General features: G+C 35.6%; 14 protein-coding genes and 1 pseudogene. 8 read left to right on the forward strand and 7 right to left on the reverse strand.

Annotated elements, in window-relative coordinates; all coding sequences use genetic code 11:
* Nucleotides 1-48: 48 nt before the first annotated feature.
* Nucleotides 49-1,212, reverse strand: a complete 1,164-nt coding sequence (gene pgk, locus A9G45_RS00210) for a phosphoglycerate kinase (RefSeq protein ID WP_065572340.1) — start codon at nucleotides 1,210-1,212, stop codon at nucleotides 49-51.
* A gap of 226 nt (nucleotides 1,213-1,438) precedes the next feature.
* On the opposite strand from pgk, the gene rpsT reads away from it, so the two are divergent.
* The 4 genes from rpsT to dtd all read left to right on the forward strand — a co-directional run bounded on the left by rpsT (nucleotide 1,439) and on the right by dtd (nucleotide 3,741).
* Nucleotides 1,439-1,702 (forward strand): 30S ribosomal protein S20, encoded by a 264-nt coding sequence (rpsT, locus tag A9G45_RS00215; protein ID WP_065567420.1) that lies wholly within the window; start codon nucleotides 1,439-1,441, stop codon nucleotides 1,700-1,702.
* A 121-nt stretch (nucleotides 1,703-1,823) separates the two neighbouring features.
* Nucleotides 1,824-2,447: an SPOR domain-containing protein gene (locus tag A9G45_RS00220; RefSeq protein ID WP_065567419.1), complete on the forward strand. Its 624-nt coding sequence runs from the start codon at nucleotides 1,824-1,826 to the stop codon at nucleotides 2,445-2,447.
* Between the two features lie 9 nt (nucleotides 2,448-2,456).
* Nucleotides 2,457-3,299 carry a virulence factor BrkB family protein gene (locus A9G45_RS00225; RefSeq protein ID WP_065567418.1) on the forward strand — a complete coding sequence of 281 codons (843 nt, stop codon included), beginning with the start codon at nucleotides 2,457-2,459 and terminating at the stop codon, nucleotides 3,297-3,299.
* A gap of 7 nt (nucleotides 3,300-3,306) precedes the next feature.
* Nucleotides 3,307-3,741: a D-aminoacyl-tRNA deacylase gene (dtd, locus tag A9G45_RS00230; protein WP_065567417.1), complete on the forward strand. Its 435-nt coding sequence runs from the start codon at nucleotides 3,307-3,309 to the stop codon at nucleotides 3,739-3,741.
* A gap of 150 nt (nucleotides 3,742-3,891) precedes the next feature.
* Here dtd and metA read toward each other — a convergent pair whose 3' ends face one another.
* The 6 genes from metA to rne all read right to left on the reverse strand — a co-directional run bounded on the left by metA (nucleotide 3,892) and on the right by rne (nucleotide 11,430).
* Nucleotides 3,892-4,824 (reverse strand): homoserine O-acetyltransferase MetA, encoded by a 933-nt coding sequence (gene metA / locus A9G45_RS00235; RefSeq protein WP_065567416.1) that lies wholly within the window; start codon nucleotides 4,822-4,824, stop codon nucleotides 3,892-3,894.
* Nucleotides 4,825-5,035: 211 nt separating this feature from the next.
* On the reverse strand, nucleotides 5,036-5,848 hold the full coding sequence (locus A9G45_RS00240) for a peptide ABC transporter ATP-binding protein (RefSeq protein WP_065567415.1): 813 nt from the start codon (nucleotides 5,846-5,848) through the stop codon (nucleotides 5,036-5,038).
* Between the two features lie 17 nt (nucleotides 5,849-5,865).
* Nucleotides 5,866-6,861, reverse strand: coding sequence for a peptide ABC transporter ATP-binding protein (locus A9G45_RS00245; RefSeq protein ID WP_065567414.1), 996 nt, complete (start codon nucleotides 6,859-6,861; stop codon nucleotides 5,866-5,868).
* A 2-nt stretch (nucleotides 6,862-6,863) separates the two neighbouring features.
* Complete coding sequence (locus tag A9G45_RS00250; RefSeq protein WP_065567413.1) at nucleotides 6,864-7,724, reverse strand: ABC transporter permease subunit; 861 nt, start codon at nucleotides 7,722-7,724, stop codon at nucleotides 6,864-6,866.
* Nucleotides 7,717-8,652, reverse strand: a complete 936-nt coding sequence (locus A9G45_RS00255; RefSeq protein ID WP_065567412.1) for an ABC transporter permease subunit — start codon at nucleotides 8,650-8,652, stop codon at nucleotides 7,717-7,719. The genes A9G45_RS00250 and A9G45_RS00255 overlap by 8 nt, the downstream gene beginning before the upstream one ends.
* A 72-nt stretch (nucleotides 8,653-8,724) precedes the next feature.
* The gene (gene rne, locus A9G45_RS00260; protein ID WP_065567411.1) at nucleotides 8,725-11,430 is read right to left on the reverse strand and encodes a ribonuclease E; all 2,706 of its coding nucleotides are present in this window, start codon (nucleotides 11,428-11,430) and stop codon (nucleotides 8,725-8,727) included.
* Nucleotides 11,431-12,150: 720 nt separating this feature from the next.
* Here rne and syd point away from each other — a divergent pair.
* The 4 genes and pseudogenes from syd to A9G45_RS00280 form a co-directional block, all read left to right on the forward strand.
* Nucleotides 12,151-12,684 carry a SecY-interacting protein gene (gene syd / locus A9G45_RS00265; protein WP_065567410.1) on the forward strand — a complete coding sequence of 178 codons (534 nt, stop codon included), beginning with the start codon at nucleotides 12,151-12,153 and terminating at the stop codon, nucleotides 12,682-12,684.
* 129 nt (nucleotides 12,685-12,813) lie between these two features.
* Nucleotides 12,814-13,989, forward strand: coding sequence for an amino acid aminotransferase (locus tag A9G45_RS00270; RefSeq protein ID WP_065567409.1), 1,176 nt, complete (start codon nucleotides 12,814-12,816; stop codon nucleotides 13,987-13,989).
* A 345-nt stretch (nucleotides 13,990-14,334) separates the two neighbouring features.
* Nucleotides 14,335-15,696, forward strand: coding sequence for an adenylosuccinate lyase (gene purB / locus A9G45_RS00275; protein ID WP_065567459.1), 1,362 nt, complete (start codon nucleotides 14,335-14,337; stop codon nucleotides 15,694-15,696).
* Nucleotides 15,693-15,910, forward strand: a pseudogene (locus A9G45_RS00280) (GNAT family N-acetyltransferase); the annotation flags it as partial. The gene purB and the pseudogene A9G45_RS00280, both read left to right, overlap by 4 nt.

The following is a 15,910-nucleotide window of genomic DNA, read 5'->3' on the forward strand; positions in this document are numbered from 1 at the left end:
AAAAAGTAAAGGATGAGTAACTATCTCATCCTTTTCACTGAACCTATATTATGCTTTTGCTCTAGCTTCTAGCATTGCAACAGCAGGAAGTTTTTTACCTTCAACAAACTCAAGGAAAGCACCACCACCGGTTGAAATATAAGAAATTTTATCTTCAATGCCAAATAAATCAATTGCGGCTAAAGTATCACCACCACCAGCAATTGAGAAACCTTCGCTATCTGCAATTGCTTTCGCAACAATTTCAGTGCCACGGCGGAAATTTGGGAATTCAAAAACACCCACTGGACCATTCCATAAAATGGTTTTAGCGTTCTTGATAATATCTGCTAATACTTCAGCTGATTTATCGCCTAAATCAAGAATTTGTTCGTTTTCTTTAACGTCTTTTACTGATTTTTCAGTGGCAGTTGCAGTCTCACTAAACTCTGTTGCAACTCGGACATCAGTAGGTACTGGAATTTCACAATTTGCCATTAATTTTTTCGCTTCAGGAATTAAATCGGCTTCATAAAGTGATTTACCAACATCATAACCTTCAGCTGCAATAAATGTATTTGCGATACCGCCACCAACAATAATTTGATCGGCAATTTTTGATAATGAATCAAGTACAGTTAACTTAGTTGATACTTTTGATCCAGCAACAATTGCAACCATTGGTCTTGCTGGATTATCAAGTGCTTTACCTAAAGCATCAAGTTCAGCGGCTAATAATGGACCAGCACAAGCAACTGGCGCAAATTTACCTGCACCATGAGTTGAGGCTTGGGCACGGGGAGCCGTGCCAAATGCATCCATTACATAGATATCACAAAGCGCTGCATATTTTTTAGATAAAGTTTCGTCATCTTTACCTTCACCTACATTGAAACGAACATTTTCTAGAACGACTAATTCGCCTTCTTTTACATCAACGCCATCAAGGTAGTCTTTGACTAAACGGACAGGGAATGACACATGTTCTTTTAAATAATCAACAACAGGTTGTAAAGAAAATTCTGGGTTATATTCGCCTTCTGTTGGACGACCAATATGAGAGGTAACCATTACTTTAGCACCTTTTTTAATGGCATCTTCAATAGTAGGTAGTGATGCTTTAATACGCGCATCTGAAGTTACCTTACCATTTTTAACCGGCACATTAAGATCTGAGCGAATAAATAAGCGTTTTCCTTTTAGATCAAGATCTTGCATTCTAATAATAGACATGAGATTTCCTCTTATAAAATATAATAAAAATAAAACTCTTTTTATTCTAACATAAAATTTCTTTTTAGGTTATAGACTTTAATGAACAAATAATAAACATTTATTATAAACAAAAAATTACCAATTATATTTTTTTTGTGCAACGGCATTGACAAAATGGATAAAATCAGGCATATTTTGCCACCTTAATTAATATGTAATTTTTATACAAACTTGGGAGTTGACTTTGGCTAATATCAAATCAGCTAAGAAACGTGCGGTTCAATCCGAAAAACGCCGTAAACATAATGCTAGTAACCGTTCAATGATGCGTACTTATATTAAAAAAGTTTACGCAGCTGTTGCAGCTGGTGATAAACAAACAGCTGAAGTAGCATTCAAAGACATGCAAGCAGTTGTTGACCGTCAAGCGTCTCGTGGCTTAATTCACAAAAACAAAGCGGCACGTCATAAAGCAAATTTAATTAAACAAATTAAAGCATTAGCATAATATATTTATCTGTTAACTATCATAGTTAAAGAAAAATAACAAAAAGTGGTGTAAGCCACTTTTTTTATTTGTATACTAATCATTCACGCAATATTAATAAAATAATAGAAGAGAGTTTATTGTGGTTCAGCGCGATTATGTAAGAAAAAAGAGCCAACCCAAAAAAAACAAGCAAAAAAATAAGCCTAATTTGATGATGTTCTTGGCTATTATTATCATTATTCTATTTTCCGCTATCCTTTATCTTATTGCAAATAATTCTCCTAAAAAAGCTATTGAACGACCAAAAGCAAAAACGCAGCCGCCCGTGATGACTTTACCAGAGCAACCACAAGAGCGTTGGACATATCTAAAAGAATTAGAAGCGCCTAATGCTAGTTCTGGGTTAGCATCAAGCTCAATTGCTAATGAAAGACAAAAAATATTAGATAGTTTTATTAATAATGCACGTATCGCTACCCCTTCCTCACCAGGAAATACAATACAAAATCAGACTTCGAACGTAGCATCACAAACAGCGCCAACTATTAACAATAAATGGCTATTACAATGTGGAGCATTCAAGGATAAATCTAATGCCGACACACTCAAAGCCAAGCTTGCGATGACAGGCATTAGTAGCAACATTTCTTCAGGTCAGTTATATCGTGTCACCGTAGGACCATATACGAGTAAAAAAGAAGCAAATAGCGTATTAAACTCATTAAATAATAATGGGATTAATAATTGTGTTATTTCTAACTAGAAAAAAACGATGAAACTACTTAATAAAATACAGCTATTTACCCAAATGTTATGGGTTAGGATCAATAACGATCGCCTAACAACCTATTCTGCTGGGCTTGCTTATACTACGATACTTGCACTAGTTCCCCTTATTACCGTTATATTTTCATTACTGTCCGCTTTCCCGATGTTTGATGATGCTAGCCAATCATTAAAACAACTAATTTATAATAACCTTGTTCCTACCGCTAGTGATACCATCCAAAGCTACCTAGAGCAGTTCATCACTAATACGAAAAAAATGACCTTTGTTGGCATAATTGGATTGATTGTTACCTCTCTACTGCTCATCAATTCCATTAATACAACACTTAATCGTATTTGGAAAACTAAACGAAAACGTTCTTTTATGTACAATCTAGCTATATACTGGACCATCTTAACGTTGGGACCCATCTTAGTGGGCTCTAGCATAGCTGTCAGCTCTTACATATTTTCGCTAAAATGGTTTTCAACAGCAGCAACAAATACTATTTTACTCAACATGCTGCCATTTATAATTTCGGTGATCGGATTTTGGTTACTTTATAGTATTATTCCGACCGAACCTGTGCCATTAAAAGAATCACTCATTGGTGCGCTTGTCGCTGCAATATTATTTGAATTAGGCAAACGTGCTTTTTCGCTATATGTTACTTCATTTCCAACATATCAACTTATTTACGGTGTTGTATCATCCATCCCCATTATGTTAGTTTGGGTTTATTTTTCTTGGTGTATTGTGTTGTTCGGTGCTGAATTTGCTGCAACTTTAACTGACTATAACCAACAAAAAAAGCATGGCGTTGATAACCAGCCATTATCGGAGTAATTAATTTATGATCGCCTTAATCCAACGAGTTAAACAAGCTAGTGTTACAGTAGAGAATAATATTGTTGGGCAGATTAACCAGGGTTTACTAATTTTACTCGGTGTTGAGCAAGGTGATGACGAACAAAAAGCAATTCGTTTATGTGAAAAAGTATTAGGTTACCGTATTTTCAGCGATAGTGAAGGAAAGATGAACTTAAATGTTAGCCAAGCTAACGGCGAAGTATTGGTTGTTTCTCAATTCACACTGGCAGCAGATACTAAAAAAGGAATGCGTCCCAGTTTTACTAAAGGCGCAAAACCTGATGAAGCAAATAAACTTTACCAATTTTTTGTCGAACAATGCCAACAAAAAATATCAACTAAAACAGGACAATTTGCCGCCGACATGCAAGTATCTTTGATCAATGATGGTCCAGTAACATTTTGGTTACAAGTTTAACCATATAATCAAAAATACATTTTGCTAATATTTGATAAATTATCGCTGTTTTTTATATTTCATTAACAACAATTGAAATGAGTTCTTTTAATTTCCTGTTAATTTTAACATATCGGATACTAGCAAAGTAGAAGATGAGCATTAACTAAATTAATCATCAATCGTTAAATTACGAGTAGTCAAATCATATGGCGTTAACTGATAAACATAATAGTTAAGCCAGTTACTAAATAACAAATATGCATGGCTACGCCACGTTGCTTTTGGTGCAATATCAGGGTTATTATCAGGAAAATAATTATAAGGAATATCTGGATTCATACCTGCCTTTACATCACGAACATATTCATTAGCTAATGTAAATGAGTCATATTCTGGATGCCCTGTTACAAATGCCATACGTTTATCAGGGGTTGCCATTAAATAAGGCCCTGTGATATCGGACTTTGCCAGGATGGTTAAATCTGTATAATTGCTAATTTTATCAATTGGAAAATCCGCATAACGGGAGTGTGGAGCTAAAAAAGTATCATCAAATCCACGCGTTAAAATTGCATTAGCCTGAGCAATTTGGTGCTGATAAACGCCTGACAGCTTATGTGCACGAGTAAATTTAGGTAAATCATATAATATATTCAATGCAGCTTGAACGGCCCAACAAACAAACATAGTCGATGTCACATGATCTTTTGCCCACGTTATAATTTCAGTTAATTTAGGCCAATAAACAACATCAGAAAAAGCGACTTTACCCAAAGGTGCACCAGTAATAATTAATCCATCAAAATTTTGTTCGCGAATATCATCAAAATCACAATAAAAACTGTTTAAATGCTCAACTGGTGTATTTTTTGACTCACGTTGATCGATACGTAGTAATTGAATATTTATCTGTAAAGAGGAATTAGATAGTAAGCGTAAAAATTGATTTTCTGTCTCTATTTTTTTAGGCATTAAATTTAGAAAAAGAAGCTTAAGAGGGCGAATTTCTTGTGTATTAGCACGTGATGAAGTCATAACAAATACATTTTCATTACGTAGCACGTCAACAGCAGGTAATGAATCAGGAATGCAAATAGGCATAACAAAAGCTCCTAACAACGATAAATTATGTTCAACATTAAAAGCAGACGTCTAGAAATCTATACAGCTAAATATAGTGTGTTTTGGATCATTTGTCGAGGTTTTTTATTAGACAATAATAAACATAATATTTTAAACAAAATCATGCCAATAGCTAATTAATAAATATTATCATTACTACCATAGGTTAATAAAAATAAAGAGAGCTTGCTTAAAAAGCGCTTGTATCAGTACGCCAAGTATCAGCCGTGAGAGCCTCACCAAAATAGCTATTGATTAATTTTTGGGTAATATCACTGAGGGGGGAAGCTAACACCTCCGCTGTATTGCCATACTCAACAAGATCGCCATTATGCATAACTAAAATTTCATCACTAATATGTTTCATCATACCAATATCTTGAGTTACATAAACATAAGAAATATTTTGTTCAACTTGTAATGACAACATCAAATTAACAATCTGTGAACGCATGGAAATATCTAACGCAGCCAAAGCCTCATCTAAAATAATAACTTTAGGCTTTAAAATTAATGCTCTAGCTAATGCGACACGTTGTTTTTGTCCTGCCGCCATTACCGAAGGATAATACGAAGCATGTTCAGGCAATAGCCCCACTTGTTTTAATACGCTATTAATGAGCCTTTCACGTTCATGAGCATCATAATTCGCATTGCGTTTAAGTGGAATTTCTAGTAATTGCCCAATACGTAATCTTGGATCAAATGAACTTTCTACGTGTTGAAATATCATTCGGATCAACTGATAGCGATGGCTGTAATCACCATATTGAACTTTATTACCATCAATCCAAATATCACCACTTTCGGGTTTTATCATACCAACTAGCATTTTAGCTAAAGTAGACTTTCCTGAGCCATTTTGCCCAATAATAGCCAGAGTTTTGCCTTCATTTAATGAAAACGAGATAGGATTAACCGCATTAATTTGCAAATGACCAAAAAGCCCTTTGGGGATTTTAAATCGCTTTGATAAATTGCGTACTTTTAATATTGGACTCATCTTTATATTCCTATTATTTATGGCAACTCATCAGTATTTAACGGAAAATGGCAAGCAACAGCATGATCTTTTAACGATATAAGCTCAGGTGCTTGGATACATTTTTTTTGTGCATAAGGGCACCGAGGACCTAAACGGCAACCGATGGGTAAATGCTCTAAAGATGGAATAACCCCTGGCAAGGTATTTAATGGGCTTTTATGAGGCATTGATTTACCAAAATCAGGAATCGCATAAATCAAAGCCTGAGTATATGGATGATAAGGTGATTTAATTAAATCTTCACTATTCGCAATTTCAACCGTTTGACCACAATAAAGCACATTAATACGATCAGTCCATCTAGTTACCATTTGCAGGTCATGATTAATAAGCAAGATAGTTGTGCCCAAATTCTGATTCATGCTAGCCAATAGCCTAAATATTTGCGCTTCGGTTGTTGCTTCCATTGCATTTGTTGGCTCATCGGCGATAAGTAGTTTTGGCTGATTAGCTAATGCGATAGCTATCATAACTTTCTGGCATTCACCTTCAGTCAATTCAAATGGATAAGATTTTAATATTTCCTGATGATTTTTAATTCCTACTCGATGTAATAGCTCAATGGCTCGATGTTTACGCCAAAATAGCCTTTGCCACCAATGCCCCTTAAATGTTCTTCTCGGTATAGCGTCTATTAACTGTTGCCCTACTTTCATAGAAGGATCTAAACAAGATTGAGGCTCTTGAAATATCATGGATATATTTGCACTAATGACTTTTCGTCGCTGCCTAGGCGTTAGCTTAAGAAGATCAATATCATTAAAATAAAAGCGATCTGCTGAAATTTTCCAGTTATGATTAGTAACCCCTAAAATAGCTTTAGCAATAAGGCTTTTCCCTGAACCAGACTCTCCAACAAGGCCACGAATCTCACCTTCAGATAATTTTAGATTAATCCGGTCAATTGCACGTAAAAGACCATTAGGGGTAATAAATTCAATGGTTAAATTTCGAATATCTAACAAAGCCATCGTTAATGTCCTGCTCGGCGACCATACAATCCAAAGTTGAATAAATAAACCAAAATAATTGTTGCTGAAACCGCAATGCCTGGAGATAAAAAGGCCAAATAATTGGTTGCAATGATATCTTTCATTTGAAACATCATCATTCCCAAATCTGGACGAGAAACATCATTAGCAAAGCCTAAAAAAGTTATAGTGGTGATAGCTAAAATAATTGAAGAAAATAATGAAACAATTTCAGTCAAATAAACTGGTAAAATGTTAGGTATAATATAATGATTTAAGATTGCAAATGAAGATAATCCATCAAGCCTGTAAGCCGTAATATACGTTTTATTCCATTCGTTGATAGCGCGTTGATGAATATTGTAAATAAAGCGAGGGCTATAAGAAAATCCAATCACCAATAACATATTAGTAATATCATCTTTTAATAATAAACTAATTACAATCACACCAAGCAGCGGCGGTACAACCATACAAAATTTAAAAATAAATAATACGAAAGGTCGTATAAATGATATAAAAAACATTAAATAATTAATTAATCCGCCAACAGCAACCACATAAAATACTACTTTTAATGTCATTGACATAGTCGAACGATAACCGATTAACAAATAATCAAAAATATCTTGCCCTTTAGCATTCGTACCTAATATATGATTGATATCACCATTAGGCCACCAAGCAGGCGGTAACCAAGAGGGATAGATAGGATTTAAATGGGCATGAAAAAACCATTTAGTTGATAATGCTATAAATGCGATCGCTAATATGCCATAAAAACCAACAATTAAGTAAAGATTACTATGTAAGCGATTAAAGCTTAATTTTATATTTTTAAGTAATCTAGCTAGCCTAAACATAATGTTCCTTATGACGCAAAGGATAAATAGCAACTGCCAAAATTTCACCTAATAACGTTAATAAACTAATGACAGAACCACAAGCTAGAATTGCAATAGATATAATAAAATAATTGTGATGACGATACGCGATCATCACCCATTGCCCTAATCCTATTCGATTAAACAAAATTTCAATTACCATAGTTGAAAATAACAATGTAGTTGTATTATATGTCAACTGAGGAATAGTCGCTGGGATTGAATTAGGCAACAAGTGTCGACGCAAAACTTTAAATGGCGATCGCTCACGAATAATCGCCATTTTTATAAAATTCTGGCGCGATATACTTTTCACATTTTGACTGATTAATTGAATCGTCATAATGCACGGTTGAATGGCTAAAATAATGATAGGCAAAAACAAATAGTGCAGTTGCTCAAATAATACGTGCCATTTAAAAGTTTTTGACGCGCCAAAAATATCCAATAACGAAGTGCCAGCAGCTACTGGTGACACATCAAAATTCATCGATACTGACCAAGTTGGTGATAACCAATACATGATGACAACAACCAACATAACGATAGGGCAAGAATACAATAATAAAGATCCCAAACGAATCATATTATTTAGCCAATTAATATGACTAAGACCAAGAAAGATCCCCAAAGGTAACCCAATAAATAAAGCCACGAATAAAGCGAGAATACAAAGTTCAAATGTAGCCAATAAGGTGTGAAAAAACGGCACAGTTTCACCCGTTAACAATCTAAATTGCCCTTGCAATAACTGTTTAAAAAAAGCGCAATAACTATCGACAAAACTTAGATTGTTAAAATTAAACATTGAATGGGGGGCAAAATAAACTAAACAAAAACTAATCTGAGCCAATACGCAGATAATAAATAAACAGGTTACTATTTTTTTGAAAATATAGATAATCATTATTTATCTTTATTGCTATTTGAGTAAATAAAACACGGTGGCATAAAAATAGCTCACCGTGCTTTAATTTACTTATTGATTATCCGGTATCACCGGTTTACTTGCTGCAGCATAAGCATGATTTTGTGCGCTTAAACCACCAGCATGGCCTTTACCCTCAAAATGATAATTTGATTCTTCACGCGATTTTATTCCAACATCACAAGCCACATATTGTGGCGCAGGTGCTTTAGTCATCACAGAAGAAGAATAGCCTGTTGATGGTAAATCATTAATTGCCAAATCATTATGATTACTATTTTTCTGACTATCTTTCAAGTGATCTTGCGTTTTTGCAAATAAAGAACTTTTTGGTTGCGTATCGACAATAACGCTATCAACACTAGCAACACGATTTACTTCCTCTTCATTTTTTACAATAACAGGAAGTAAGAGCGAAGGGATAACAGGTACCACAGTATTTGGTGCATCACTTACTATTTGGCTGTAATCAACTGCCACTCGACCTAATGCTAATTCTAATGATGCTGCTGCAAATGGAAGCGGCATTGGTGACTGCTTTAGCTCCACATTACGGGATCGGCGCTTATTCCGTTGTCCATTCATGCGTAAATGCCGTGAAGTACGGCGCTGGCGCTTCGGTTGAGCTTCCGATGCAATATTATTGTATTGCGCTGATTCAGAAACAATAATTGGCAACAATAAAGAAGGAATAACGACTCTTTCTTGTTCAATTGGTCTGGTTATATCAACATTTTTTACGCGAACACTTTTCGTTAATGCGCGTTGTTGGCGCCTTGGTCTAGCCTCACGCTGTTTGGGGGGTACCGCCTCATCCAAGGTTTTATCAGCTTTAAAATGATTTGCTGAGTTTGCAAGGTTAGCATTTGCATTACTATTTTGTTTAGCTCTGCGATGATTATTTCTACTCGACGGTTTGCCCTCTTCAGTAGAACTTGCTGCAACGGTATTCGTGTTACCAGCCAAATTGTTGTTTCGGTTATTACGTTGACGTCGATTGTTTGAACGTTGATCGCGTCTTTTGGTCGTTTTTGGCTTAACCTCTGGCTGAATTTCCACTTTTTCTGTGACAAACAGTTTACGCAATCTACCAAATAATCCACTAAATAGGCTACCTGATTTTTTAGCTTTTGGCTCAGCCTTTTCTTTTGGTGCGACACATGCCTCAACTTTTGGACCTGATAATACTGCCTGCTCAACAATAACTTCAACAGCTTGTTGCTCATCTTCCTCTTCTTCAAGCTCACGAATCAATTTTGGAAGATTATAGCTTAGCACATCAGTCTCTTCACCCACGCGTTTACGAATCACTTTATAGAGAGGCGTTTCCATCTCTTCATCACCAGCAATCACAATTTTGACATCAGGGTGCATTCTTTCAATATTAGTAATAGCCCGACGTTTTTCGTTGAGTAAATAACTGGCTATTGGTACTGGAACAATAACATCAATTTGTACGGTATTATCTTTCATCGCCTCTTCTTGAATTAATCGAAGGATAGATAAAGACAATGAGTTACTATCACGAACAGTGCCTGTGCCCTGACAACGAGGGCAAATATGATGAGTTGCTTCTCGTAATGAAGGACTTAATCGTTGGCGAGACATTTCGAGCAAACCAAAGCGTGAAATACGGGTTGTTTGGATACGAGCACGATCTGTCTTCATTGCTTCTTTCAGGCGATTTTCCACCTCACGCTGATTACGAACAGGCGTCATATCAATAAAGTCGATAACAATCAAACCACCTAAGTCACGTAAACGTAACTGACGAGCGATTTCTTCAGCCGCCTCAAGATTAGTATTAAATGCAGTTTCTTCAATATCACTACCACGGATTGATTTAGCTGAGTTAATATCGATAGCTGTAAGCGCTTCAGTGGCATCAATCACAATTGAACCGCCAGAAGGCAAGCGAACTTCACGTTGGAATGCCGACTCAATCTGACCTTCAATTTGGAAATGATTAAATAACGGCACATCTCCCTCATAAAGCTTTAAGCGGCTCACGTACTCAACTCGCCCTAAATCGGCTAACCGTTTTTTAGCAATTTCAAGCACTTTAGGATTATCAATTAAAATATCGCCCACATCATCACGTAAATAATCACGAAATGCTCGCGTGATAATATCGCTTTCTTTGTGAATTAAACTGGGTGCTTGATGCTTTTTAGCTTCATTCTGAATTGCCGTCCAGTAGTTAACCAATGCATCTAAATCTTGTTGTAACTCTTCTTGGCTTTTGCCAACACCCGCAGTTCGAGCTATTACCCCCATACCTCTAGGTTTTTCGATGGCATCAATAATACGTTTTAAATCAGCTCGTTCCTCACCCTCAATACGGCGCGACACACCACCAGCACGAGGATCATTAGGCATCAAGACTAAATAACTACCTGCTAAGCTAATATAAGTTGTTAAAGCCGCGCCTTTTTTACCGCGAATCTCTTTTTCAATTTGGATAAGGACTTCTTGTCCTTCTTGCAGATGTTTTATACTACGACGACCTGAAATATTAGATGGGAAATAACTTTCAGCAATCTCTTTTAAAGGTAAAAATCCATCGCGCTCACCGCCATAAGAAACGAACGCAGCTTCTAAACTTGGGTTAATTTTAGTGATTTTACCTTTATAAATATTTGCTTTCTTTTGTTCATGTCCAAGGCTTTCGATATCTAAATCATACAAGCGTTGACCATCAACAAGCGCAACACGCAGCTCTTCTTGCTGGGTTGCGTTGATTAACATTCTTTTCATTATTCTACACTCTTCATTAATCTTAATTAACTGTAGGTAGAATCTTATTATTGATAAGTGATTATTTTAACAATGATAAATAATGGTACTTAACTAAATATTTGTATACGGCATTCATTATTTTATTTATGTTATTTTTGTTATTATTTTATGTGAACCCGATACCGCTTACACAGCATCAACATAGCGCATCAGACACAACGCTTTGTAAAATGCTAAGTATATAATTTATTGAAGCTATTAATATGGTTAATTTGCAAACCTGAATATTTTACTGGTTTTAGCAAACAAACTTAATCTTTCTGCAATTGTTTAAAATAAACATATTATCTCATTATAATGATTCTACTTACGCTATTTTATTTTGACAAACTGTAATGTCTAACGCCATTGCTGCATTACAAGGGTAAAACTACCCGCCACTATTATTAACGTTTCAGCCAAGGATAGCAAGAAAATTAAATTCGCTATTTTATAAACAGTTAAAGATTTATTTTTTGCTTATTTTTAACTATGTTACCTGGTTATAAATAATTAATTTGATTTCCTTAACTTTTTATACTGAAACGTATCGTTCACTAAAACTTCTTTACACTTTTTTGTTTTATTAATTAGTTAAACATTTAACAAAAAATAAAACATTGAAGCAATTATGCATAACAAAACTTAATTAGTATAATTATGATTAGATAATAATTTAAATACCAAATAGGGTTGTTTATGAACACTACCGATAAAATCGCCTTGCTTAATTTTACCACTCGCTGGGTTAACCAATTCAGTTACGCACCGCAAAGCGAAGAACTGCATGCTATACCTTCGCCTTGTATTTTAAAAACAGAAAATCTCACTGTATTTTGGCAACCCTTTTTATTAAAACCGCCAAGAGATCTTGCTATTGCTGAGCAAATTGTGGGCATTACTTTACATCCTAACGCACATATATTTTATGGTACACAATATGCTGCCAATATGACGGCTAAATTGCATGACACCCACTTAACATTAATCCAAGCATGGAATGATGATGATTTTTCCAATTTAGAACAAAATTTAATAGCCCATTTATCCCAACAAAAAAAATTAAAACGAACACCAACTACTTTTATCGCGTCAACAGATGAAAATACCGAAATTATTGCAATAAATAATTTAACTGGCGAAGTCGTAAAAGAAGATTTAATTACAGGTAAACTTTCTATTCTAGCTCATGATTTAACCACTTTTTTAAGTAAACTAATTGTTACTTGTTAAGCTAATGCTGCTCAACAATAACGCAATATATGTTTATATCAATAGCAATCGTAAATGCTATCAAAATTGTATCTTATAAAATAATGTGTATATAATGCGTTAAAAGTCATTAGATCAGATAGGTGAATTATGTTTGAATATTTAACAGCAGCGCCGGCAGATCCTATTTTAGGACTGGCCGATCTTTATAATAGAGATGAACGCACCAATAAAATTAATTTAAGTGTCGGTGTTTATAAAGACGAAACAACCCAAACACCTATTTTAGAAAGTGTAAAAAAAGCGGAACATTTTTTATTAAATGATGAAACCACCAAAAGCTACTCACCTATTGATGGTATTAAAGCATTCAATACTGTAACGCAAATTTTGCTTTTTGGATCTGAAAACGAACGAGCAAGAACAGCACAAGCACCGGGCGGTACTGGCGCTTTACGTATAATGGCAGATTTTTTAGCTCGCCGAACCAAAGTTAAACGTGTTTGGGTCAGCAATCCGACTTGGCCCAATCATCGTAGTGTATTTCAAACTGCTGGCCTTGAAGTGCGTGAATACCATTATTACAATGCACAAACACACACACTTGACTTTGATGCCCTGATAAATAGCTTAAGCCAAGTTGCCGCTGGTGAAGCAGTATTATTCCACGGTTGCTGTCATAACCCAACAGGCATCGATCCAACACCAGAACAGTGGCAAGCCATCTCAGATTTAGCCATAAAAAATGGTTGGTTACCCCTATTTGACTTAGCTTATCAAGGCTTGGGGCAAGGTATAGAAGAAGACGTCTATGGACTACGATTATTTGCTAATCATCACCCTGAACTCCTTATTGCTAGCTCATATTCTAAAAATTTCGGCTTATATAACGAGCGCGTTGGCGCCTTCACGCTCATTGCCGCAAATACTGAAATTGCCGAGCGCGCCTTTAGCCAAGTCAAAACCATTATTCGAGCCAATTATTCTAACCCACCGGCACATGGCGCTAAAATCGTCTCTTATATTTTAAATAATGAGGAATTAAAAGAAGAATGGATTGACGAACTAACTAATATGCGTCAACGCATTCACCGCATGCGTCAATTATTTGTCAAAACGCTGCAAGACAAAGGGGCAAATCAAGATTTTAGTTTTATTGCTAAACAAAATGGCATGTTCTCGTTCAGTGGTTTAAATGAAGAACAAGTGCTTAAATTGCGCGACGATTATGGCATATATATTGTTAATTCAGGACGTATTAATGTGGCAGGGATGACATTAGATAACATGTCTAGACTTTGTGAATCCATTGTAGAAGTGCTTTAATACCGCTAATAAGTAAATAGATTATTAGCGCGACTTGTTATACTATAACTCTAGAGACACTCCAATGGTGAGTGTTTCTACTTATTCGTTTACATTCAACATCATCCTACCTTTAAAAATCATTCAGAAAACTCATTGATTTTATTGAAGTTTTTTGATTGTTTTTTATACAAAACATAGCTTAATAAACTAGCGTTATTTAGCGCAAAAAACCGCTTTCTTATAAACTATTTCATGCATTTATTCTATTTAGTTATATCTATATACAAACTGATTATTAGACGATAACTCAATAATTACTAATAATTGTTTAATAACGTAATAATAATGATTAAGGGTAATGTCGTGGCGTCACATGTTTTGGATTTTTTAATTTTGGGAAATAACTTCGGCACTAGTGAAATGCGTTCCATTTGGTCGGAAACAAATCGTTTGAAAAGGCAAGTGGATGTCGAAGTTGCTTTAGCCAAAGCTGAAGGCGAGCTAGGTGTTATTCCAATTGAAGCGGCCAACTCAATCATTGCTAATGCCGATGCTTCAAAACTATCAATTGATCAAATTGCTGAAGAAGCAGCAAAAGCGAAGCACTCATTAATGTCGACAATTAATGCACTACAAAAACAAGTTGGCGAGGCAGGCCAATATATCCATTACGGTGCAACCACACAAGATATTGTCGACACAGCAACCGTTTTACAATTAAAACAGTCTTTTACTGTCATTGAGCGAGACACTAAACGGGTGGCACTTGAGCTAAAACGTTTAGCCAAACAGTACCAATATTTACCTATGGTTGGGCGAACTCATGGCATGCAAGCACTACCTACAACTTTTGGATTTAAACTTGCGGTGTGGCTAGATGAATTTATTCGACACTTACAACGTTTAACCGAAATCAAACAACGGGTATTAGTCGGCAATATTAGTGGAGCAATTTGTACTTATGCATCAATAGGCAAATTAGGACCACAAGTTGAATCACGCGCTTTAACTTTACTCGGACTTAATACCCCTAACATTGGCTGGCAAGCGGCACGAGACCGTTTTTCTGAATACTCATCGGTAATAGCACTAATCAGTGGCACATTAGGAAAAATTGGGAATGAATTTTACAACTTAATGCGTACCGAAATTAACGAAATCGAAGAGCCTTTTTCTGAAGGAAAAATTGGATCAACAACCATGCCACATAAACGCAATCCAGCAGCATTAGAAGGATTAGCCAGCCTAACGGCACCACTTTTAAAAAGTGTTGCGTTAATTCATGAATCAATGAAAGTTGAACATGAGCGTGATGCCATGAGCTGGCGAGCAGAGTGGATAGCACTACCTGAAATAAACCTTTATATTTCAGCCCAATTACAAATCGCATTAACTGTACTAAAAGGTCTAAAAGTTAACGCTGATCGCATGATAACTAATTTACAACTACAAAATGGCTTACTGCTGTCTGAAAAAGTCATGTTTGAAATAGGTAAACGATTAGGCAAACAGACTGCGCACCATTTAGTTTACCAAAGTGCAATGAAAGCATTTGAACAAAATCGACCATTTAAAGACATCCTATTAGAAGATCCCAACTTGAACAACGAGTTTACCGAATCTGAACTTGATGCTTGGCTTGATCCTATTAACTATCTCGGCTCTGCTCCTGAAAAAGTAGAACAAGTGATTAAATATGCTGATCATTGTGGAGTGTTAGCATGAGTTTTCGCTTAATGACTCATAATGACATTCCAGCTTATCAAACACTATTACATCGTGCTTATCATGCCACGACTAAATTAGGCATTCATTTTGCAGCTGCAACCGCCAATCAATCACAAATTGCTGAGCATCTTGAATCTAATGCGGTGTATCTATTTGAGAAAGAGGGACAGCTACTATCCACGTTAAGTATTCGTTTTCCATGGGGAAATAA

Origin of the sequence: Gilliamella sp. HK2, from assembly GCF_001690265.1 — a bacterium.
GTDB lineage: Bacteria > Pseudomonadota > Gammaproteobacteria > Enterobacterales > Orbaceae > Gilliamella > Gilliamella apicola_C.

Coding starts and splice junctions, on each gene's coding strand:
- pgk (WP_065572340.1), bottom strand. CDS start 1,212: ATGTCTATTATTAGAATGCAAGATCTTGATCTAAAAGGAAAACGCTTA.
- A9G45_RS00225 (WP_065567418.1), top strand. CDS start 2,457: ATGAAACTACTTAATAAAATACAGCTATTTACCCAAATGTTATGGGTT.
- dtd (WP_065567417.1), top strand. CDS start 3,307: ATGATCGCCTTAATCCAACGAGTTAAACAAGCTAGTGTTACAGTAGAG.
- rne (WP_065567411.1), bottom strand. CDS start 11,430: ATGAAAAGAATGTTAATCAACGCAACCCAGCAAGAAGAGCTGCGTGTT.
- metA (WP_065567416.1), bottom strand. CDS start 4,824: ATGCCTATTTGCATTCCTGATTCATTACCTGCTGTTGACGTGCTACGT.
- A9G45_RS00250 (WP_065567413.1), bottom strand. CDS start 7,724: ATGTTTAGGCTAGCTAGATTACTTAAAAATATAAAATTAAGCTTTAAT.
- A9G45_RS00270 (WP_065567409.1), top strand. CDS start 12,814: ATGTTTGAATATTTAACAGCAGCGCCGGCAGATCCTATTTTAGGACTG.
- A9G45_RS00255 (WP_065567412.1), bottom strand. CDS start 8,652: ATGATTATCTATATTTTCAAAAAAATAGTAACCTGTTTATTTATTATC.
- A9G45_RS00245 (WP_065567414.1), bottom strand. CDS start 6,861: ATGGCTTTGTTAGATATTCGAAATTTAACCATTGAATTTATTACCCCT.
- A9G45_RS00240 (WP_065567415.1), bottom strand. CDS start 5,848: ATGAGTCCAATATTAAAAGTACGCAATTTATCAAAGCGATTTAAAATC.
- syd (WP_065567410.1), top strand. CDS start 12,151: ATGAACACTACCGATAAAATCGCCTTGCTTAATTTTACCACTCGCTGG.